Genomic DNA, 21,430 nt, shown 5'->3' with positions numbered 1-21,430 from the left:
CACAGACTGGGGACACGGACACCCGGAAGGTGCGGAGCCTCGCGACAGCACCATTCTCCGCCCGCCGTCGTGATCAGCGGAACATCTGTCCGACTGGAACGATGCGTATGTTCTCCCGGCGCACAGCGAGGGGATACACCTGAATGAAGGCATCGTCCTCGATGACCTTCACGGACTTGGGAGCGTCATAGATAACGGGACTCGGCGCATCGGTCACCAATGAGTCCGCGAATGCGCGTGCGCCTTTCGTCACTACGGCGATTTTCAGGTTCGCGGGTTGAAGATACGTTCGTATGGCGGTATTCACCTCGTCAAGAGACACCCGCCGCAAGCGCTTACGCAATACATCGAGATAATCGCCTCGTAATCCGTAGAATCTGCTGTCCATGGCGTAGCCGAGGCGATCGAAGGCGGTTTTGGCATAGTGACGAACGTATTTATCCAGAAAGCGCTTGGTGAGATCGAGCTGTTCCTGCGTCATACCGCTATCCACGGCCATCTGCAATTCACGCAGCGCGGCACGAAGCGCGAAATGCCGGTGTTCATGCCGCACCGGTCGCAGCCATATCTCAAACAACTGCTGACGGCGTGCATGATTCGGGGTTGGCATGTGCGTGTGGCCGCCATTCGGAAAGAACTCGATATATGAATATGCGCCGTAATTCATGCCCTGCGCTTCCCGTAGTACCTGATACAGATGTGAAGAAGAGTTTCTGTGTTCACCAAACCAGGAATTGAACAGGAATAACGGCCAGAAATCGTCCTGCCCGCGCAGCACGTCGATGGGGACGCCCATGCTGATGGACGTGGCTTTGCAGTCCTTTTCCACCAGAAGGAATTGCAGCCCCTGAATCTCATTCGGTGCGGGCATCCCCGGCGGTGTCGGCGCTCCGACCGGAAGCTTGGCGATATCGAGCTGGAGACGTTCGATCAGCGCATCATCATAGCCGCCTGCGATGCCGATCACGATGTTGTCTCCGGTGTACCAACGCTTGTAGAATGAACGGACATCGTCCACGGTGATTTTTTTCAACGACGCCACGCGACCGACGACAGGATGTGCGTACGGTGTATCCTCGAAAACAAATGTGTGCAAGGCCGCCTTGCCAAGTTCTTCGTCGTCGGAGTACCGCAGACCTTTTTCTATCGCATTGATCATGTCCGTACGAATTCTCCTGAAGTCATCCTCGAGAAGCGCCGGATGCAGAACAGCGTTGATCAGCAGCGGATAGAACTCCTCGAGATTGTCGACATGTACTCTCGCGGTAATTACCGTCATCTCCTTATCCACCGTCGCCTGATACGACGTAGCCATGGGATAGAGGAGATCGAGTATCTCCGAATACGAATGCACCTTTGTCGAGGCCCGGGTCAGCATTGCGGCGGTAAGTGCGGCGAGCCCCTCCCTGCCTGTCGGGTCGCACTGCGATCCGGTCTTGATCCACAGTCGTAACGACACGATGGGATCATCCTTATCGGGGAACGGGATAAGGTGTTCGGATGCTGGAGGGGTACAACCCGCAAGCAGAATCGCAGACAGTATCATTTTCGCCAGCGGCCGGACGTAAGAGGACATGTCATCTCCTCCCGGTCAGGACAGCTATCGTACTCCGCTCTTTCCCGAGCAGCGCGGAGGCGGCATCGCGCAGGTCGGTCGCCGTCACATCCGCATAGCAGGCGAAGAGCTGCTCGACGGCGTCAATACCGCCCGTTATCCCTGCATAGCGCGCGAGGTTGGCGGCGATGTGATCCGGTGTGTCCAGCTCCATCAGAAACGAGTAACGAAGCCGGCGCTTGAGCCGTGTGAGATCCTCTTTTGCAGGAGCTGTTTGTATGGAGAGTGCAACAGTTTTTTCGATTTCCGACAACACATAGCGGATGTCCCTCTTATCCTTCACGCTGGCCATCACGCTCCAGAGTCCGGGATCCCGATTCAAGCCGAAATCCACAGCCAGGTGCCGGACTTTTTGCTCTTTGAGAACCAGTTTTTTATACAGGGCGCTTCCTTCGCCAAAAAGCCACTCGCCGAGCATGTGTCCCGCCGCCATGCGTTTACTGGAGGGCTTCAGAGCCTCCCCCATCCACGCAACAGCCAGAAGCGGCTGGGTCTGGCCATCATAGGTCACATCCACGCGACGCCGTTGGCGCTGTTCGGGCTCCGCGGGGATGGCCGGCTCGACATATCCGGATGGCCATGAGCCGTAGTATGTATCGATCAGTGAGCGCGCTTCTTCGGGGTCAAAATCGCCGGTGAGCAGCAGGACGGTGTTTTCGGGTCGGTAATGACGTTGATAAAACTCTTTGCTGTATTCGAACAGCCCTGGCATGGTTTTGATGTCCGCCTCGAAACCGATGGTCGTATGCCGGTAGGTATGCTGGTCGTACGCGGTTCGGTGCAGTGCTTCGGAGAGAGATTCCCACGGATCGCTTCTGCCTTTGCGATACTCGCCGTATACCGCCGCAGCTTCGGTTTGAAATGCTTCCTCGTCGTACGCAAGAAACTGGAAGCGATCGCTTTCCAGCATGACCACCGTCTCCAGATCCTCGCTCGCAAAGGACAGGTGATAAGCGGTGTAGTCGTCCGTGGTGTAGGCGTTGGCATTTGCGCCCATGGTCGTAATCATGCTGTCGTATCTGGCTGCGGGAAAGTTTTTCGAGCCGCGAAACATCATGTGTTCGAAAAAATGCGCAAAGCCGGTCGTGCCTTCCTCGACCTCGTCTCTGCTTCCCGTTCGCACGATGCTGTAGTAGGTCATGAGCCCGCCTCCCGGGCGGGGAATGAGAATGACGCGCAAACCGTTTTCGAGGCGGTACTCGGTGAAACGAAACGGAAGTATCTCTTCCGCCGATGTTGCGTGCATACGCCCGACGGCGAGACCAGCTGCGATAAGAAGAGGGATCAGTACGGTAACCATGCTTCCGGAGGTTCACGCCGCTGTTAAGGACTGCTGCATCGTAAATGTACGCCAATGCCGCGCGATTCACAACGTGCATGCGGTGCGCAGTGACACCGGCGGCGGACACATTGGGAAAGGTCGCGTACGACAGGTATATTTCTCATACTGTCACAGTAGTTCTGTCTCCGTCATCATGACGATGAATGATGTCGAATCGAATGGCAATGCGGCGCAACGGCTGGTCCAACTGGCCGATGACCCCGCGCTGCCATCAGAGCGGCAACGCGTCGCGCGCGTCCTTTTGCTCTACGTGCAGGGATTCGATACGTCATTCATCGCGCACGATTGCGGCCTTTCGCCGAGCCGTGTCCGCTTCTGGAGAAAAATGTACCAGGAGCACGGAATGAGGATTTTCGAGCCCGACTTCTCATCGGAAAAGCGGCGGGGCAAGCGCGTGCGGTCATCCCCCCGTTCTTCGAACGGCAACGCGTTTCCGGAGGCATTGCTGCATGCGTTGCGCGAGGTGGATGGGGCGAGGCTGGATGAAACTCGCCGTACGGCCCTGCGGATTGCGCTGGGCTATGCCGACGGTCGCTCGACCAGTATCATCGCTCGCGAGGTGGGACTTTCCGAGAGCCGGACACGCTATTGGCGCAATGCGGTGTTGCGGCAGGGAGTCGCCTTGTTCCAAACGGCGACCCCCAATATCCGGCCGACCCGCGCCGACAGGGAAGACGCATCCGGAAGTGCGTCTCCTCAACCGCGGACGACGCCAACGCCAACAAGGCGGAAGGCCCCGAAGGAGAACGACACACTCGACCCGATGCTGCCGCTTTCCACCGTTGCTCGTCGAATCTGCGGACAGCAGCTGGATATCTTGTTGCGGCAATCCAAAAGGAAAACGCTCGGTGCTGATCCCGAAGTTGTGCACCGCATGCGCGTCGCTACGCGAAGATTGCGGTCGGCGTTTGTCCTGTTCGAGGACGCATTCAAGGCAAAACACATCACGGTACTGCGAAAAGCGTTGCGTCGCCTGGCACGCCTGCTCGGCAATGTGCGGGACCTCGACGTGTTGCTCTTGCACATGCAACGGCATGTCGATACGCTCGACGAGAACGAACAGCAGGCATTTTTCCCTCTTGTCGCAATCTGGCGGGAAGAACAGGCGCTCCACCTGAACGCCTTGATCGAACACATACAGTCCGACAGCTTCGTCGTTTTCGAGCAGGGCATGCTGGATTTTCTTGCGCATCCGGAGAAAGGCGATGCCAGGGAAATGACAAATGACGCCGGATTGCCGCTGCGCATCGGGGCCATCGCGCCCATCATGATCATGCGCCGCTATGCGGATATCATCGCATTCGGGCCCTATCTGGAAACTGCGACGCTCGATGTGCTTCACGCGCTCAGGATTCACTGTAAGAAACTGCGTTACACGGTGGAGTTCTTCCGTGGCCTTCTTGGCGCTGAGGCGCGGATTCTGCTTCACCATACAATTGCGATGCAGGATTTACTTGGCGAGATCCAGGATGCACAGACAGCGGGACAACTCATCTCCGCTTTCGTGGATGATCTCGAGCGTCGTCAACTGGATGTCACGTTCACCGAGCGCATCAATCCCGCGCCATTGCTCCATTATCTCGCCATTCGTCAGGCCGAAAAACACCGCCTGCTCTCCACCGTCCTCCCCGCATGGGAGAATATCACCAGCACCGAATTCCGCACATCCCTGCACGCGTCCGTCATGCATATAGATTTGCCGCTCCGGGCAGGCGGCGACCGAGACCGCGATGCTACGCTGTGATGGAGCACTGCGGATTTCTACTCCACCACGAAGCACAGGAAAACAGTAAAAGGTATTTTTTTACCGGCTGCGCCCGGCGATTTCCGCGCGGCAGGTGATATGGAGTTTCCTGTAGATACTTTTCACATGCGTCTGTACCGTGCTCAACGCCACACAGAGTTGCGCGGCGATGTCTTTGTACGCTTTTCCTTCTCCCAGTAAATCGAGAATTTCCTGTTCGCGCCCGGTTAGTTCCGTGGCAGGTACGCGCAAAGACGGTCGGTGCAGTGAAGCGAGCACACGTCGTGCGACCGAAGGAGTCATCGGTGCACCGCCGGAGCGGACCTGCGCCACGGCGGCCAGAATTTCATCCAGTGACGATCTCTTGAGCAAATACCCGCAGGCACCGGCTTTGAGCGATGCGAAGACGTTTTGGTCATCCTCGAAAGCGGTACACATGATGACGTCCGTTTCCGGAGCGAGAGCTTTGATCCCGCGGACGCCGTCGATGCCCGATGCACCGGGAAGATGAATGTCCATGATCACGAGATCATCGGGGGCGATGCGAAACGCTTCGAGAAAGGTCTCCAGGTCGCCGAAGGCCCGGAGCTGGTATTCCTCTTCCGTGCACAGCGCCTGTGTGAGCGCCTGACGCCATTGGGCATGATCCTCCACCACGCCAATCCGATACATGTACCCACTCACAGCAACAACCATCCGATAAGGAGGAGGCCCGTAAGCAGCACGAGACCGAAACCCGGCAACGTAAAGCGCCGCAGTGCCGTGGCGCCCAGAGTCCAGGCGATGCCCGCTTTGACGATAGTATTGACCACGACGGCAATGAGAATGGAAACCGCCGCAGTGTTTTCCGCGACCGCACCGCTTCGTGACAAATTGGCCATGGAAAGCGTAATCGCATCCACATCGGACACCCCCGCCAGTGCGGCCGCCATGTACACCCCGCTTTCGCCGAGGTAGATTTGCGCCGCTTTGGATATGAACAGGATGACGGCGAAAATCAGGCCGAACTTGATGGCCGACGTCAATTCGAAGGGATTCTGCAGGGAAACGTCGGTGATGGTGTCTGATTTTTTTCCGAAAAGAAGCAACAGGCTCGCGGCAATACCGGAAGCCAAAAGAATGCTCAGCAACGGCCACATGAAAGAGAGCAGAGATTGATTTACGACGGCGATTTCGACAAGAATTCTCGGATACATGATGCTGCATGCGAGAATGATGGCCGAGGCGAAAGTCCGGCTGAGATCCGGAACCTCCCGGCTCTTCTGGGAGAACGACAGCGTCACCGCGGTGCTCGAGACGAGTCCGCCCATCATTCCCGTTATCGCCAGTCCGCGCTTTGAACCAAACACCTTCACCAGGACATACCCCGCGAAACTGATGCCGGCGATCAGCACCACCATGTACCAGACCTGTCGGGGATTCAGCACATCCAGCGGACCCATGGTCTCGTTGGGCAATACCGGCAGCACAATAGCGGTGATTATCGCGAATTTCAGCGTCGCGTAAATGTCTTCCTCGGAAACACGCGCAATCAGGCGCTGCAAGGGTTGTTTCATGGAGAGGAACAGCGTCAGTACCACACCGCTCGCTATCGAAACGGCATACCATTCCTCAAAAATGAGAGCGCCGAGTACGAATACCAGTATGGCCGCCACTTCGCTCGTCGCTCCATGATATCCCGACCGCGCTTCCAGCATGTACGAGCTGACCACGAGCGCTATAAATCCGATGCTCAGGACGCCCAGCATCCATGCACCGGCAGCATGGCCCAGCAACGCGCTGAGGCAACCCAGCAGACCGATCAATGGGTAGGTGCGTATGCCCGCGAACAAGCGGCGATGCTCTTCCACGGCGCGCTCGCGCTCGATACCGACCAGCGCGCCCACGAGCAGAGCAATGGCGATTTTCTGAAAAAGACCTGGCACCGAAAGATCCAGTGCTCCGGCTGCACTATGAATCTGCGTGAGCATTGAGGCGGTCGAGTCCATTGTCGTTCCATGGTAATGATGGTGCAATATATGGAACACCAGGCATAAACAGAGCGCACACAGAAAACTGAGCACAGTGAAGCGGGGGTGCAACGCGCTGGAAGACCCGCACGAGAATGTGTATCAGTATCTTGCCGTATCAGGAAATGATCGCGCTCGGGGACGGTCCTTCGTCAAACAGACTGAGGTGTTATCGAGATGCGCGCCTCGCACGGTTGAGATTTCGTAAGCGAACGTCCGTGCAGGTACTTGGGTACGTGATTTTTTTTTCCCTGACGGAGGAACGTTTCTCTGTTTCATGTGTCATCCCTCTGTATAACATCGCATTCGGAGGGCTCGTGAAAAGAATACTGCTCCTGTTGCTCCTGCTGCTGCCCTGCGCGCAAAGGGTGGAAGCCGGAAAACTCTTCGCGCGCGCGGCGGGCACAGCCTCGCCGATCTACAATCTTTGCCAGACTATCGTCAATACCACCGTTACCATCAGGGATTTGCTCGCGGTCACGCACGTGGATGAAACCTTTCTGAACACGCAAAGCCGCGAAGTGGAGGCGTGGTACGTATTCCAGCTTCCTGAGGGCGCGGTGGTGGATGGTCTCTGGCTGTGGATAGACGGCAAGCGCGAGACCTTCGTCGTCAAGCGCCGCGAAGTGGCGCAGCAAATCTATGATTCTCTTGCAAAAACCCCCTACGCCGATCCGGCGATGCTGCAGACGCTCGGCGCGAATCGTTTCCAACTGCGATTGGCGAATATCGGTCCTGCTGAGTCGCGTCGCATAGAGCTGCAGTATTTTCTGCAACTTCCTGTGCAGGAGGGAGGCGTAATACGCTACGTCTACCCTGTTAATATGAGCGGCTATCAGACTTCACCGGTAGAGAAGCTGCAACTCACTCTGGATATTGAGATGGGCTCCTCCATCGCCGATCTGACCATCTCGCCCGACAGCCGCTTGCCTCGTATCGCGTATACGGAATTATCCGACGCCCATGTGACGGCGAGCTTCGGCGGGGAAGACATTCTGGAAAACAGCGATTTCTGGATAGAAATCACGGTAAGCGACTGGACCGACACACTTTACGTTCTCCGGCATACCGAAACGGCGAGCGACACCGGATTCTTCATGCTCTGGTATCCGGACACCTTGCCCGTCGCAGCGTCCGGCACAATGGATGTCGTATTCGCAGTGGATGCCTCGGGATCCATGACCGGTTTGCGAGCGGATGTCGTGCGAGCGTCGTTAACGACGTTGCTTGCGGCACTGCGGCCGTATGACAGATTCCGCATCGTGCTCTTCAACGACAGGTTAACGGCATTTCCCGCAGACACGGCGATGGCGTTCGCGACGGCGGAGAATGTCACGTATGCACAGGACTTTTTATCGGCGGAATACAATCCGCGCGGCATTACCCGTTTCGATGAGGTGCTGCGATCATTAGCCGGTACCGCCTTCCGTGCTAGCGGCGATCTCCGGTGCATTTTCATTTCAGACGGTTTGCCCATTGACGGCCCTCGCAAAGCCAGCGAACTACTTGGGATGCTGCAAACCGCGCACGGACAAGTGCGTTTTTTCCCGCTTACGGCATGGTCGCAGCCTTCGGCGGTGCTGGAGACGATAGCACAGCTTTCCGATGGCGTGTATGCGCCGTTGGAGCAGGGCGACAATCTGGAGGATGTGCTCCAGCGCATCACCTTCACTTTCGGAAGCCAGGGCCTTCGGGACTATCTGCTCACACTACCCGCGTTTGCGAGGGAAACATATGTGGATTATCGGAAAATTGGCAGAGACATGCTGCACGTCAGCGCAACGGGATTGTTCACGGACGCTGGGGAAGGAGAGTGCGGTATATCGTTGCGCAGCTCGGGTAACAGCACGCCATACTCTCCGCCTCGAACACTCCGCCTCTTCCCTGACACGACCGATCCGCTGCAGGTGGCCCGTTTCTGGGCGTCGAAACGCATCTCTGATTTGCTGCTGCGGCTCGCGGATGTCACGGATTCCACCGTCATGCGGGAAGAAATCATACGACTCAGCGAGAAGTACATGATACTGAGTCCCTTCACCGCGTTTCTTGTGTACCGGCAGAAGGAAAGCTCCACGGAGGCCTTGGCGGAACTCAGGACTCCCGTCGGATATACACTGCATCAGAATTTTCCGAATCCCTTCAATCCTTCGACCGTCATCCGCTTCACCATGCACGATGCCGCCGCGTCCGTAGCGGTTGTCAGACTGACTATTTACGACCAGCAGGGTCGCCTGGTAAGAAAGCTGTACGAAGGACGTCCCGGTCCCGGCACCACTACTCTTGAATGGGACGGGAGCGATGACATGGGCCGGCCGCTGCCTTCCGGACTGTATTATTGTCTCATGAGCTCTGCCCACGGTACCTCACGTATTTCCATGACGCTGCTGCGGTGAAAGGAGGATATCAACATGAAACGCATTGCTCTCGGCATCCTGCTTTTTTTGTCAACCATGTCGTTGCACGCGCAGCTTTCACCCTGGGAACCGATGAACAGGGGACTGCTCCACACGCTCGTATACACCATCGAAATCGATCCCGTGGATTCACTACGCATGTACTGCGGAACCGACTATGGCAATCTGTACACTTCGACGGACGGTGGCTTCAACTGGTCTCTGATAACCGAAGGAATTCCGACGACCTACTCCAATGAGAGGGTGACGGCGCTGTTTCTGGACAAGAACAACACAAATGAACTGTACGCCGGTTTCGGAGGACGGCAAAGTGCGGACAATCTTTTCCGCTCTTCGAACAGAGGTCAACTCTGGACCGCGATAGTCACACCGGAAGACTGGAAATACCGTGGTGTGTTACACGTACTCAAAACGGGGACTTCACCATCGCGACTCGTCTGCGGACTCGGGCATGCGTACGGTATTTTCGTCAGTTCCGACGAAGGCAAGAGTTGGGAGCACCGATTGACGCAGCAAGGTATTCAGGTCATTGCCGCGCACCCGGCGAATCCGCACTTGCTCTTCGCCGGCAGCGCGGCGTTCCACGCGATGCATCGCTCGACGGATGGCGGATTGAACTGGAGCGGCGTGCAATCGGGGCTACCGGATCCGACGCAAAGTGGTGTACGGGCTATCACCTTCAGCCCCTCCGACCCGGCCACGATCTATGCCGGGGTTACGGGCACCGGTCGTGGGCTCTACCGTTCGACGGATGCGGGGCAACACTGGAGCCGGCTCAATGAGGTCTCCGAGATTTCCGAAATCGCCGTATATCCGGACGATGAACGCGTACTGTACATTTCGGCCATCGGTACCGGCGTATGGCGCTCGCGAGATGGCGGCGCAACGTGGGTGCGGGCGTCCGAGGGCCTTCCGACCGGCAACATCATGCGTGTTCGTATCGCACCCGGCTACCCCGTCCGCGTCTTCGCCTTGACTCTCGATCACGCGATTTTTCGCATGGTGGATGAAGAGCTTTGAAGGGTGCGGACAGAGAGACCACCGAGCGAACAGAATTCGCAGAGAACATTAGGAGCTTCGTACGCCGGATCGCGGAAACCTGAATGCCGCGTGTCTCGGGTGGTTGATATGCGTGCGATGACGTCTGCATGGAATGACCACCGGAGCACATCCGAATGTGCTCGGCCTCTTGAACATGCCGGCCTGGGTGCGCTGGCCCGCGTGCGCCATCCGGAGTCTTGACTTTCGCATGATTACGGTGTACATTGATCATAGATAATCGACTCGACATTCGGCAATTGAAAGTATGGCATTTTTCTCCAAAGCATGCGAATACGGAATACAGGCGACGCTCTATATCGCCACGCGCGGCGACCGGCGCGTCGGGATCAAGGAAATCGCCTCGGAATTGCATATCCCTGTTCATTTTCTGGCGAAAATATTACAATCGCTGAGCGAAAAACACGTTCTCACCTCCTATAAGGGTGTGCACGGGGGATTTACCCTGCAACGGGACGCATCCGACATCCACATCATTGATATTGTCGGTGCCATTGATGGACTCGATTTTTTCGATACCTGCATTCTCGGCTTCCCCGGCTGCGGCACCGGCAAACCCTGCCCCGTACATGACCACTGGGGCGAAGTGCGCGAGCGCTTCCGCGCCATGCTGTCCAACGACAGTCTCGCGGACCTGCTTCCCCTGTCCCGTGAGAAAATCGCCAATGTCATCAACCGCTACGCCCAAATGAGCTGATTTTTTTTTGCCTATATCATCGACAAGAAAGTCTACATTATGCGCGACGTCACGAAGCACCTGGAGAAACGGCAAAGCACGAACGGACAGCAAATCCGTTTCTGGGTGCAATTCGCCTTTCTCGCTCTCTGCCTCTGGATAGGGGTGGAGTTCATCCTCTGGTTTTACCTGCACGAAGGGAGCGCTACTCTCGCGATCACTCGTCCACCGGGCGTTGAGGGCTTCCTCCCGATCTCATCGCTGATGAGTCTGTGGTATCTGCTTCTCAGCGGCGAAATCCATGGCGTGCACCCCGCGGGGCTGTTTATCCTCCTCGCCATCGTGGTGATGTCCATTCTGCTGAAAAAATCCTTCTGCAGCTGGTTTTGTCCCGTCGGAACGCTGTCGGAAAATATCGGCGAATTCGGAAAAAAAATCTTCGGCCGGAATTTCCGCGTCTGGAAATGGCTCGATTATCCGTTGCGCTCTCTTAAATACATCATGCTGTTGTTCCTGATTTGGGTGGTGTTTTTCCAGATGGACGCATTGTCCCTGCGCATGTTTCTGGACAGCCCGTACAATAAGGTTGCAGATGTCAAAATGCTTTTGTTTTTTGTGGACATATCGCGCTTTTCGCTCACAGTTATCGCTTTACTGGTCCTATTCTCACTGTTCATCAGGAATTTCTGGTGCCGCTATCTTTGTCCATACGGTGCGCTGCTTGGCTTTATCGGACTGCTAAGTCCCTTCCGCATTACCCGCAATGCCGAGAGCTGCATCGACTGCGCGAAGTGCAGCAAGGTCTGCCCCAACAATATCGCGGTGGATCGTCTGCGTGTCGTCATGTCAGACGAATGCACCAGCTGCATGGCTTGCGTGGATGTGTGTCCTGTAATAAACACCCTGCAGCTCAAAGCGTCGAAAAAAAGCCGCTTCGAATGGAAGCCGCTTTGGGTGGCCGCGGCGGTGATAGGCACGTTCATGCTCGTAACCGGCATCGGCATGCTTACGGGCAACTGGCACAGCAATGTGAGCGAGCAGGAATTTTCCAGACGTATCAAGGACATAGACAATCCCATCTATCAGCACAATCAGGGCAGCGCGCCAGCGGAACCCGAGGACTATCCTTATGGCACGCAACACGGCGCCGGAACAAACGGAAACCGCACCTCCACTCCCTAACGACGCGTAAGGCGCGTCAAGGAGCCAGTTTGCACCTTGCACGAATACGGGCGATCTGTTTCGTCCGTAACCAACAGAACAGTCTGTTCTCATCCTCGCGCATCATCTCATGCACGGGAAGCGGATCGGTGTACTCCGGGGACGGCTCTGCGGTCTTGCCCGTGCCGCGCGCGAGTGCCTCCTCTCCGTGGCCCATTCCCCGTTGCCTACGTTTCCGCACGACACGATCGACTCTTTTCCTACACACGAGTTTCATTTCTCACCAATTGGAGGCCGTATGTTGAGATCTCTCACTGTCGGTATTCTGCTGCTCATTACCACGACATTGGTGCATGCGCAGACGATCACCGTTACCGGACAGCTTCGTGAGCGGAGCGAATTCAGCGACAAGATTTTCCTCGAGAATGCACACATGGATGCCTTTCATCTGCTTCGTGCACGCCTGGGGGCCAAAGCCACCATCACTGATCGCGTAAACGTCGTGGTGGAAGTGCAGGACGCCCGCTTCTTTGGAGGGAGCGCAAGCACCCAGAATATCGGCGCGTCGGCGTTCGATTTGCGACAGGGATATGTCGAAGTCACCGGCTGCGCGGACGGCTATGTCAGTTTCAAACTCGGGCGTCAGGTGCTCTCCTATGCCAATGAACGCCTGCTCGGCGGCATCGACTGGAGCAACTTCGGGCAGTCCTTCGACGCCGGCGTGCTGCGTGTGCATCTCGGTGACGTACGGGTGGACGCGATCGGTGCGGCCATCGCCCGCAATCCCATCAATATCGACTATGCGCGCGACGTCTTCCTTACCGGTCTCTGGGGAGTCTGGACGCCGGAAGGAAGCAGGAACAGCGTCAATGCCTTCTGGCTTTTCGATACTCCCGCCGGCTCCCTCGTCCGGCAGAACCGGCATACCGCCGGTGTCGTCGCGGGTGGGCATATAGGCATGCTGGATTACGAGATCGAAGGTGCGATGCAGTTCGGCGATCATATCATGGTGCAGAACGAGGAGAAACATCATATCTCCGCGAATATGATCGGTGCACGGGTGGGCTATCGCTTCCCGGATGCGCTGGGATTGCGTATCGGCGCAGGTATTGATCGCTTGTCCGGCAGCGATCCGGAAAAAACGGACACCTATGGCGTCTTCAATACGCTGTACGGCACGAATCACAAATTCTACGGCTTTATGGATTACTTCACGAACATTCCGACACACACAAGCAATCTGGGACTGATGGATATCATCGGCCAGGTGAGCATCGTGCCGGTAAAGGATGTCGTTTTCGCTGTGGACGTGCATCTGTTCAGCACAGTCACCGATCCGGTGAAAGCCCTGCCCACGCGCGATCCGGAGTGGTCGTCCAGCATCGGCACCGAAATAGATGTGACGGCCAAATGGAAACTGGCGGAAGTTGTCGGAATGACGGCAGGCTTCTCCATGTTCAGCGCGAATGCCGACCGCCCCGTACTTCGCGCCATCGGAACGACGACAGAGAGCAGCACATGGGGCTATGTTATGACGACGGTCAATTTCTGAACCACAGGCGAGAGCCATGAATAGAATCATTCGTTTTCTTATCCCCCCGCCGCAGTGGCGTTTGCCCGTGATACTGCTGCTCGGCGTGCTCGGCGGTCTCGGGGCGCTGACGCTCTACATCAGCAATGCGGTGTCGTACATGTCCGACGATCCGCTGGCATGCGTCAACTGCCATGTCATGACGCCTCAGTACGCCACCTGGCAACATGGCAGCCACGGGCGTGTGACGACCTGCAACGACTGTCATGTGCCGCATGACAACATCGTCCGCACCTACGCTTTCAAAGCGAGTGACGGATTGCGTCATGCAACGATGTTTACACTGCGTCTGGAACCGCAGGTGATTCAAATCAAAGACGCTGGTGTCGGTGTGGTGCAGGAAAACTGCATACGCTGTCACAGCGATCTGATTCATAAGGTCTCGTCGCGCAGCGTTACCGCCACGTCCGCAGCCGCGGGTGAGGGCCTGCTGTGCTGGGACTGCCACCGCGAAGTTCCGCATGGACGTGTGAAAAGTCTTGCGTCCACGCCACACGCGCGCGTGCCAATTCCGGGAGCGGTCATGCCCTCCTGGCTGGAAACTTTCATTGAACAATCCGAAAAATAACAGTACGCAGAAGGAGCACTCATGAAACGTCGAATCATGGACATCGTTCAGGAAAAGCCCTGGCTGGGTTGGACGCTGTTTCTCGGCACCGTCGTTGTTGTCTTCCTCATCGGTTTGCTTGGCGCTTCCATTATGGAACGACGCGGCGAATCGCAACTCGTGGTGCAGGTAAAACCCATCGCGGACTGGGAGCCGCGCAACGAGGTCTGGGGCGAAAATTATCCCCGGCAATACGAACGCTATGCTGAAACCGCCGACGGCAGCTTTTCGAGTAAACACGGCGGTTCCGCCGAAATCGACTACCTCGAACATTACCCCAATCTGGTGGTTCTCTGGGCAGGGTATGCGTTTTCGCGCGATTACAAGCAGGGCCGCGGTCATTATCACGCGGTAGACGATGTGCGCAATACGCTGCGCACAGCCGTCCCGCAACCTGCAACCTGCTGGAGTTGCAAAAGTACGGACGTCCCGCGTATGATGAATCAGAAAGGCGTCGCCGAATTTTACAAGGACACCTGGGCCAACATGGGTCCGGAAATCGTCAACAACATCGGTTGTCAGGATTGCCACGATCCCAAGTCAATGAATCTTCGTATCACGCGCCCGGCGCTCATCGAGGCCTTCCAGCGCCAGGGCAAAGACATCAGCAAGGCGACCCATCAGGAAATGCGCTCGCTCGTGTGCGCGCAATGCCATGTGGAGTATTACTTCAAGGGCAAGGAAGAGAAATACCTCACCTTCCCTTGGGATAAGGGCTTTTCCGCGGAGGAAATGGAAGCCTACTACGACGAAATCGAGCATGTGGATTTTGTCCACAAACTCAGTCGTGCGCCGATCATCAAAGCACAGCATCCCGATTATGAGCTGTACATGACGGGCATTCACGCTAAGCGCGGAGTATCTTGTGCGGATTGTCACATGCCCTACCGCAGCGAAGGCGGCGTGAAGTTCACCGACCACAAGATTCAGAGCCCGCTCGCGAACATCGCCAATTCCTGCCAGGTCTGCCACCGCGAAAGTGAGCAGAATCTGCTCCGCGATGTGTATGAACGTCAGGACAAAATGGAGGAAATGCGCAAGCTGGCCGAGGATGCGCTCGCCAAGGCGCATATCGAAGCCAAGTTTGCCTGGGACAAGGGCGCCACGGAAAGCGAGATGGCACCCGTGCTCAAGCTCATCCGTCAGGCACAGTGGCGCTGGGACTGGGTGGCCGCCGCCAACGGCCTCGGTTTCCACTCCCCGGTAGAGGCCAGCCGCACTATGGCGAATGCGATTCAAAAGGCTGAAGCCGCACGGGCGCAGATCGTCCGTGTCCTCGCCAAGCGCGGCTATACGGACGCCATTCCCCTGCCCGACATCAGCACGAAGGCAAAGGCGCAGGCATTTATCGGACTCGACATGGCGGTGCTGAATACAGAGAAACAGGACTTCCTGAGCAAAATCATTCCTGAATGGGATGCGGCGGCCAAAGCCCGGCAGGCGAAATACTGACAACCTGCACAGATCAACAGTCAGAGGACGGCCACCGGGCCGTCCTTTTTTTACCATTACGGTACGTGGAGGATCAACGTCCTTTGACGCGCTTGTCCCTTCCGTTTCTCACACGCCTGGCGTTACGACCAATGCGTGCGACAAACAGAAAGCGGACACCACTGGGGTGTCCGCTTGTTCCGGGGTGAGCGACGGGGCTTGAACCCGCGACCCTCAGAGCCACAATCTGATGCTCTGCCAACTGAGCTACGCTCACCGTAGAGAATTATAATATACGCATTGTGTTGATATATGTAAAGAGTGCGCTTATAACGCACACTGATACCGCACGAGACGGACGCCGTATCGTCCTCGCGTCTCCCTGTCAATGGAGAATTGACAGAACGCCACACGCGCAGTGTTCCGGTTTCCGCCTCCCCCTCAACATGCTCAGAAAAAATTCAGGCACCGGTGTATCGGTGCCTGAAGTGCGGTCTGCGATGGCAGAGAGACAGGGAAGAAGTGTATCGATCGGCTGATCCGAACGGAAGGCTTCACTGACGCGAGGGTGCCGTTTATTGCACGCAGGTCCGCGCGAGTTTCAGAGCTTTTGCGATCTCGGACCAATCGAATGCGGAAACATTGCCGTCGTCATGGATCGCGAAAAATGCACCTGCCGCAAAGGAATCGAAGCTGCGTTGCGTAAGCACGATACCGTCTGTGTTGCGAGTCGCGGAACCATGGAACATGCCGACGAATTCGAAGGTCACGCGGTCGAAGACGAGAAAATTGTTTTCGGTTTTCCCCTGATCCGTCATGACCCAATAGCCGCCACCATCGGGGCACTCGTACAGTACGATACCCTCCGGCTGAGATTTGAAGAGTCCCTTGCCGACGATGTCTCCCGTAAAACGCCCGTCGAGATCATAGACCTTTACATCATTCCGTGCTGAATCTTCATCCGCGATGAGCAAGACGTTGTGAACGGTGTCGGCACAGATGGATTCCACGATCTGAAGCACCCCGGCACCGGTGGTCTCGCCGAAGCTCCCGAGGTAATTCCCCTCAGCCACGTCGCCCGTAACGGTGAGCGAAAAGCGCTTGACGCGTCTGCCGAGCTCCGAAGCAGGCGGTACCATTTCGTCAGCGGTTTCATAGTTGTCGGTGACATACAAGGAAAAACCTTTGTCCATGCGGATCACAGCAATGCCGTATGGTTTGATGAGTTGATCCGCACCGAAGTATCCGAGCGGCTTTCCGTCAGGGAGGCGGAATACCTGAATGCGGTGGTTGTCGCGTTCGACGATAATCGCCAGATCATCAACGATGGCAATCCCATTCGGTCGCTTCAGTTGTCCGATGCCGCTTCCGCTCGTCCCGATGGTGCGGAGCAACTTTCCCGATTTCGCATCATACACCAGCAAGCGATCCGTGGATTTCGCTGTGGCTATGACGATATGGTTGCCGTCGGGCGCATACCAGAATGCGGGCGAATCCACATTGTCCGTCTCGTTCCGCGGCGAGTTCCATGCTTCAGTGACCAGAATACGCTCGATGCTATTCTGTGGCGTCTGCCCGGTGTCCTTCTGTCCTGAACCGCAGCCCGTTTGCACAACTGCGCTCAGCACGAAGGCAAGTATGATGAAGTGTGATTTCATGTGTTGATTCCGGATAAGGGCCGGCGCCCCCTGAAAAGGGAGCGCCGGTATTGATGTCAGAGATCGAATTTGACGCCGGCGCTGAAGCGACGGTTGTAGTACTCTGCCTGATAGGTGCGGCTGCTCTCGCCGGCATAATAACGCAGCGGTTGATCGAGCAGGTTGTTCGCCTCAAAAAAGATCCGCAATTGAGGAGTCAACGCATACGACGCGTTCAGATCCAGATGCGTGACCTTGTCATAGTAACGCTCGAGACCGGGAGTCAAATCCAGTTCGTCGGGATCCATGTACGGGCTGGTGTAATTGAACGACACACCCATGACGAAACGGCTGTCCTGCCAGGTCAGGGACGCGTTGAGAGAATGCGGCGCGGCGCCGGGAAGATCGAGATCGCGGTCTCCGAAATCAGGATTGTCGGTGGTCGAGGACGTGAAGGTGTAGTTGGTGTACAGTCCGAGCCTGGAGAGGAAGCCGGGCAGGAAATCCAACTGCCGCTGGAAGGCGAATTCCACGCCTGTCAGCGTCGCCTTGGCACCGTTGCGCGGTTGGAACAGATTGTACGTCTCACCGGTCGCCGGATCGACAAAACCCTTCTGATTGTAGATGTAGATGAAGTCGCTGATGTCCTTGTAAAACACCCCCGCGGACACGATTCCGACGGAAGCGAAGTACTGTTCGGCCATCACGTCAAAGTTCATGGAGGTGGTCGGTTTCAAGGTGGAGTTACCCAGGAACAGTTCCTCATCCTCCACAGCTATGTTGCGATACGGTACGATGTCATAGTAGTTCGGCCGTGCGAGCGTGTTCGTCCACGCAAAGCGGAGTATCGTGTTTTCGTTGATGTCGTACTTCACATGCAGACCGGGCAGCACGTTGCTGTAGTCGGAAGTTCCCGCGGTCGGGGTGATTTCCTCCGTGTCGTCGTTAAATTCGTACCCCTTGTAGTCAACCTTGGTCTGCTCCAGGCGCACACCGGCAATGACATGCATTCTGTCGCCGATGTTCTGATTGAGTTGAACGTAGCCGGCGGTCACCGTCTCATTGGCGTTGAAATTCGCCGCGGCGTACTCGGCCGGGACGTCGGATTTTTCGAACAACGCGGGATTATCGAGATCGAGCGAACCGAGGAATTCCGGCGTCGCGAAGGATCCGATGCGGTAGTCACCGGCCAGAAAGTCATCGTCCGTGTAATCGGCGTTTGCAACGGAGGCCAGATTGTCGAAGCCGGACAGCGGCTCGTATTCAAAGAATTCGTTGTCACGCAGTTTGTCCTTTACCTTGTACCGCCCGCCAAATTTCACGCTGTTCTTGTAATCGCCGGCGGTAAGTAATGGCAGTTCGAGATCCAGACGGGAATTGAAATCCTTCTCCTCGGTATACTGATGTTCTTCCGTCAGTTCATGCAGCGTGTACTTGTCGAGGGTGACCAGTGAAGCATCCACGGGTGAAGGGTAGGGCGTCTTGGGATCCGAGAGGTCCATGCGCACCGGAACGCGGCGTACGCGCCAGCCCAGATATCGCTCATTGGGTCTGTCCTCGCTGGCTTTCGACCATGCGACGGACCAGTTTGCCTTGATCAGGTTTGCGAACACATGGTCACCACCCAACGAGGCCGTCCATGCTCTCTGATCCTCAAGCCGGGCATTGTCATTGATGTCGTTGTTGATTCCTCCCTTTACCTGCCGACGGATTTCCGTCGATTGGGAAATGCCGCTGGCATCCGTGGGCTCCAGTCGGTAGCGCAAACGCAAGCGGTTCTCCCAGTCGTCCCGATGATTGTACATGGCACTGGCATAGAGAGTGTTTGAGGCATCCAGACGGAAATCCAGCGCGGACGAGACGCTGCGGCGGATACGATGCACATCGTACGCGCGGACTTCCCACTCCTCGGCGAACACGTTCCCGTCATCGTCTTTGCTCCAGATCCCTTCGGTGTTGTCCGATCCGAGATGATGGTCATGATACGAACCGCTGAGCGTGATACCGAGCTTGCTGTCCAGCAGTCGCGTACCCGCCACTGCCGATCCCGTCCACATCGCCTTTTCGGAAAGCATGTTGTAGCCGCTGCCCAGCGTGGCGGAAAGGCGCAGGCGGTTCGGTGTTCCGCGCGTGATCAGATTGACCGACCCCCCGATGGCATCGGCATCCATGTCCGGTGTCACCGCTTTGTTGACTTCGATGGACTGCACAGCGTCGGAGGGAATCAGATCCACCTGCACTGCGCGACGCTCTCCCTCGGCGGAGGGGATGCGCTCGCCGTTAATCATGACTGAATTCAGGCGGGGTTCGGTTCCGCGAATATTCGCAAAACGCGCCTCGCCCTGATCGTAATTCACGGTAATGGCGGGAACACGCTTCAACGCGTCGCCGATATTCGCATCCGGGAAGCGACCGACCTGATCGCTGGAAATGATGTTCGTGATGTTCGGATTGCTGCGTTGCTGACTGAGACTTTTCGCCTGCCCCTTCAGACGCTCACCAAGCACGACGACCTCCTCCCCGACGATAACGCCGGATTGCATACGAATATTCAGCACGACGGTTTGCCCCGCCTTGACGTCGACAGCCACGGTCTCAGGTCGATACCCGATGTAGGAGACCGCTACCTGATGTGTTCCGGCGGGTACGCGCAGCAGGGTAAAACCACCGTTGTCGTCTGCGGCGGTTCCGATGCGGAGTTCGCGAATGAAAATATTCGCTCCTGCCAACGGCATGGTGCCTTCGTCGCTGATCCTGCCGCGAATCGTGCCGACAGATTGCGCCGCGCTTATCTCTGCCAGCATGGCAAGTGCGAGAATACATAACGTCACATGTTTCATGAGGTCCTCATGTCACTGTTCATAATGGAATGGTACGGTGTAGCATTCGAGTTGGAATTGAATAAATGCTTCCTTTGGCCCTGACCTGAGGGTCATCCGGTTGCATTCTCAAAACTAGATCCCGTGTGTTAGCTCTTTATGAGGTCTGCATTCGATCTGTGTTCAGGAACTGCGCCAGTGATTGGCCGGGGAGTGCGAGGCGGAGTCCCGTTGCCAGAAGTATGGAAAACGGGGAAGCTGCGGCGTCGCACAGGGAGAAGGACATGTGGAAGGAGGGACGAACGGGAGTGAGGAAGGGAAACAGCGGGTTGCGGAATGCGAAAAAAACAGAAGCCGCGGTTCCCCGCGGCCTCTGTTGATCAACGAGAGAGGGAGTCGAAGCTCACGAAGCCTTCAGCCTCACCACGTTATCGGCGAAATTGATTTCCACATAGTCGAGCGTCGAGAAAAAGCTGTTTCCGAGCAGCACGGGTACGAGGTTCTCGGGAATCTGCGAGAACACCCCAAGCTCCGCGATCCCGAAGCTCTGCTTCCCGAAGCTTGACGCTCCGAATGTGATGTCCTGCACGTTGGAGCCGCGAACCTTCAGTGCATGCCCATCCAGGGTCTGCAGCTCACGAGTGGAGTTCGGTGTTGCGGAAGCGCCGATCAGTCGCAAGGTTTTGACCGGGAACCAGGATTCCGGCGATCCGGTGTCCAGCAATACGTCCACGGCGGTATTGTTGATCGATCCCTGAACAAACGCATACCCGTTCACAACCTTCATCGGAAGCTCCACGGACCCCGCTGTGGAGCCGCCCTTGCTTTTAAGCAATAAGCGCGGCTTCGCGCCGTAGTAGAATACCGCGATCTCCGCGCGACGCAGCAGATCCGTCCCGATAATGCCGGCTATGCGGCGTCCGGCGATTTCCGGTGTCTGCTCCAGAACCGCGACATTGGCGTCAGGGAATATCAGCCCTCCGAGTGTGAGTTTCGGCAGGGTCGCCTTGCCGGCGACATCACCTGAAAATCCGACGCCGCCCAGCGCAAAGTAGCTGCGAACCTCTTCCATGTCGGCGCGACCCTGATATTTCTGAATCCGCGCCCTGTCACCCAGCCAGGCTTTGCTCACGCTGGTGGTGGCAACCGCGAGATCCACGGCAAACCATGCGTCGCTCCCGTCGGGCATAGTGGACGATGCGAAAAGATATCCCCGGTCAAACGTGAGCTTCATTTCTCCATACACATTCTGTGCCGGGGAAAAATGAACAAGACAGACGAGCATCAACAATGATGCGAAAACTGTACGTTTCATGCGGGTATAC

The 21,430-nt window shown here is 56.6% G+C and carries 15 protein-coding genes and 1 tRNA gene; 8 read left to right on the top strand and 8 right to left on the bottom strand.

Annotation, left to right across the window (positions count from 1 at the left end; genetic code table 11):
• Positions 1 to 73: 73 nt before the first annotated feature.
• Both M5R41_11225 and M5R41_11220 read right to left on the bottom strand, forming a co-directional pair.
• On the bottom strand, positions 74 to 1,576 hold the full coding sequence (locus M5R41_11225; GenBank protein MCZ7556959.1) for an insulinase family protein: 1,503 nt from the start codon (positions 1,574 to 1,576) through the stop codon (positions 74 to 76).
• A gap of 1 nt (position 1,577) precedes the next feature.
• Positions 1,578 to 2,915 carry an insulinase family protein gene (locus tag M5R41_11220; protein ID MCZ7556958.1) on the bottom strand — a complete coding sequence of 446 codons (1,338 nt, stop codon included), beginning with the start codon at positions 2,913 to 2,915 and terminating at the stop codon, positions 1,578 to 1,580.
• A 181-nt stretch (positions 2,916 to 3,096) separates the two neighbouring features.
• Here M5R41_11220 and M5R41_11215 point away from each other — a divergent pair, with 181 nt between their 5' ends.
• Positions 3,097 to 4,701: a CHAD domain-containing protein gene (locus tag M5R41_11215; GenBank protein MCZ7556957.1), complete on the top strand. Its 1,605-nt coding sequence runs from the start codon at positions 3,097 to 3,099 to the stop codon at positions 4,699 to 4,701.
• 60 nt (positions 4,702 to 4,761) lie between these two features.
• Here M5R41_11215 and M5R41_11210 read toward each other — a convergent pair whose 3' ends face one another.
• Both M5R41_11210 and M5R41_11205 read right to left on the bottom strand, forming a co-directional pair.
• Positions 4,762 to 5,373 carry a response regulator transcription factor gene (locus M5R41_11210; GenBank protein ID MCZ7556956.1) on the bottom strand — a complete coding sequence of 204 codons (612 nt, stop codon included), beginning with the start codon at positions 5,371 to 5,373 and terminating at the stop codon, positions 4,762 to 4,764.
• Between the two features lie 8 nt (positions 5,374 to 5,381).
• Positions 5,382 to 6,689, bottom strand: coding sequence for an MgtC/SapB family protein (locus M5R41_11205; protein MCZ7556955.1), 1,308 nt, complete (start codon positions 6,687 to 6,689; stop codon positions 5,382 to 5,384).
• A 338-nt stretch (positions 6,690 to 7,027) separates the two neighbouring features.
• Here M5R41_11205 and M5R41_11200 point away from each other — a divergent pair, with 338 nt between their 5' ends.
• The 7 genes from M5R41_11200 to nrfA all read left to right on the top strand — a co-directional run bounded on the left by M5R41_11200 (position 7,028) and on the right by nrfA (position 15,670).
• On the top strand, positions 7,028 to 9,103 hold the full coding sequence (locus tag M5R41_11200) for a VIT domain-containing protein (GenBank protein MCZ7556954.1): 2,076 nt from the start codon (positions 7,028 to 7,030) through the stop codon (positions 9,101 to 9,103).
• Between the two features lie 15 nt (positions 9,104 to 9,118).
• Complete coding sequence (locus M5R41_11195) at positions 9,119 to 10,144, top strand: hypothetical protein (GenBank protein ID MCZ7556953.1); 1,026 nt, start codon at positions 9,119 to 9,121, stop codon at positions 10,142 to 10,144.
• Positions 10,145 to 10,430: 286 nt separating this feature from the next.
• Entirely contained in the window at positions 10,431 to 10,880 is a 450-nt protein-coding gene (locus M5R41_11190; GenBank protein MCZ7556952.1) for an Rrf2 family transcriptional regulator, read from the top strand.
• A 39-nt stretch (positions 10,881 to 10,919) separates the two neighbouring features.
• The gene (locus M5R41_11185; GenBank protein ID MCZ7556951.1) at positions 10,920 to 12,041 is read left to right on the top strand and encodes a 4Fe-4S binding protein; all 1,122 of its coding nucleotides are present in this window, start codon (positions 10,920 to 10,922) and stop codon (positions 12,039 to 12,041) included.
• A 277-nt stretch (positions 12,042 to 12,318) separates the two neighbouring features.
• The gene (locus M5R41_11180) at positions 12,319 to 13,572 is read left to right on the top strand and encodes an alginate export family protein (GenBank protein ID MCZ7556950.1); all 1,254 of its coding nucleotides are present in this window, start codon (positions 12,319 to 12,321) and stop codon (positions 13,570 to 13,572) included.
• A gap of 16 nt (positions 13,573 to 13,588) precedes the next feature.
• Positions 13,589 to 14,179 carry a cytochrome c nitrite reductase small subunit gene (gene nrfH / locus M5R41_11175; GenBank protein ID MCZ7556949.1) on the top strand — a complete coding sequence of 197 codons (591 nt, stop codon included), beginning with the start codon at positions 13,589 to 13,591 and terminating at the stop codon, positions 14,177 to 14,179.
• Between the two features lie 21 nt (positions 14,180 to 14,200).
• A complete protein-coding gene (gene nrfA, locus M5R41_11170) occupies positions 14,201 to 15,670 on the top strand; it encodes an ammonia-forming cytochrome c nitrite reductase (GenBank protein ID MCZ7556948.1) in 1,470 nt (489 codons plus the stop codon).
• A 183-nt stretch (positions 15,671 to 15,853) separates the two neighbouring features.
• On the opposite strand, the gene M5R41_11165 is transcribed toward nrfA, so the two are convergent.
• The 4 genes from M5R41_11165 to M5R41_11150 all read right to left on the bottom strand — a co-directional run bounded on the left by M5R41_11165 (position 15,854) and on the right by M5R41_11150 (position 21,420).
• A tRNA-His gene (locus M5R41_11165) sits at positions 15,854 to 15,926 on the bottom strand.
• 298 nt (positions 15,927 to 16,224) lie between these two features.
• Entirely contained in the window at positions 16,225 to 17,307 is a 1,083-nt protein-coding gene (locus M5R41_11160) for a phytase (protein MCZ7556947.1), read from the bottom strand.
• A 56-nt stretch (positions 17,308 to 17,363) separates the two neighbouring features.
• The gene (locus M5R41_11155) at positions 17,364 to 20,126 is read right to left on the bottom strand and encodes a TonB-dependent receptor (protein ID MCZ7556946.1); all 2,763 of its coding nucleotides are present in this window, start codon (positions 20,124 to 20,126) and stop codon (positions 17,364 to 17,366) included.
• A 382-nt stretch (positions 20,127 to 20,508) separates the two neighbouring features.
• The gene (locus tag M5R41_11150; protein ID MCZ7556945.1) at positions 20,509 to 21,420 is read right to left on the bottom strand and encodes an aspartyl protease family protein; all 912 of its coding nucleotides are present in this window, start codon (positions 21,418 to 21,420) and stop codon (positions 20,509 to 20,511) included.
• Between the last annotated feature and the right edge of the window lie 10 nt (positions 21,421 to 21,430).

It is taken from the genome of Bacteroidia bacterium, assembly GCA_027493955.1.
In the GTDB taxonomy this organism is placed as follows: domain Bacteria; phylum Bacteroidota; class Ignavibacteria; order SZUA-365; family SZUA-365; genus JAOSJT01.
This window is presented reverse-complemented; position numbering and strand designations above follow the sequence as displayed.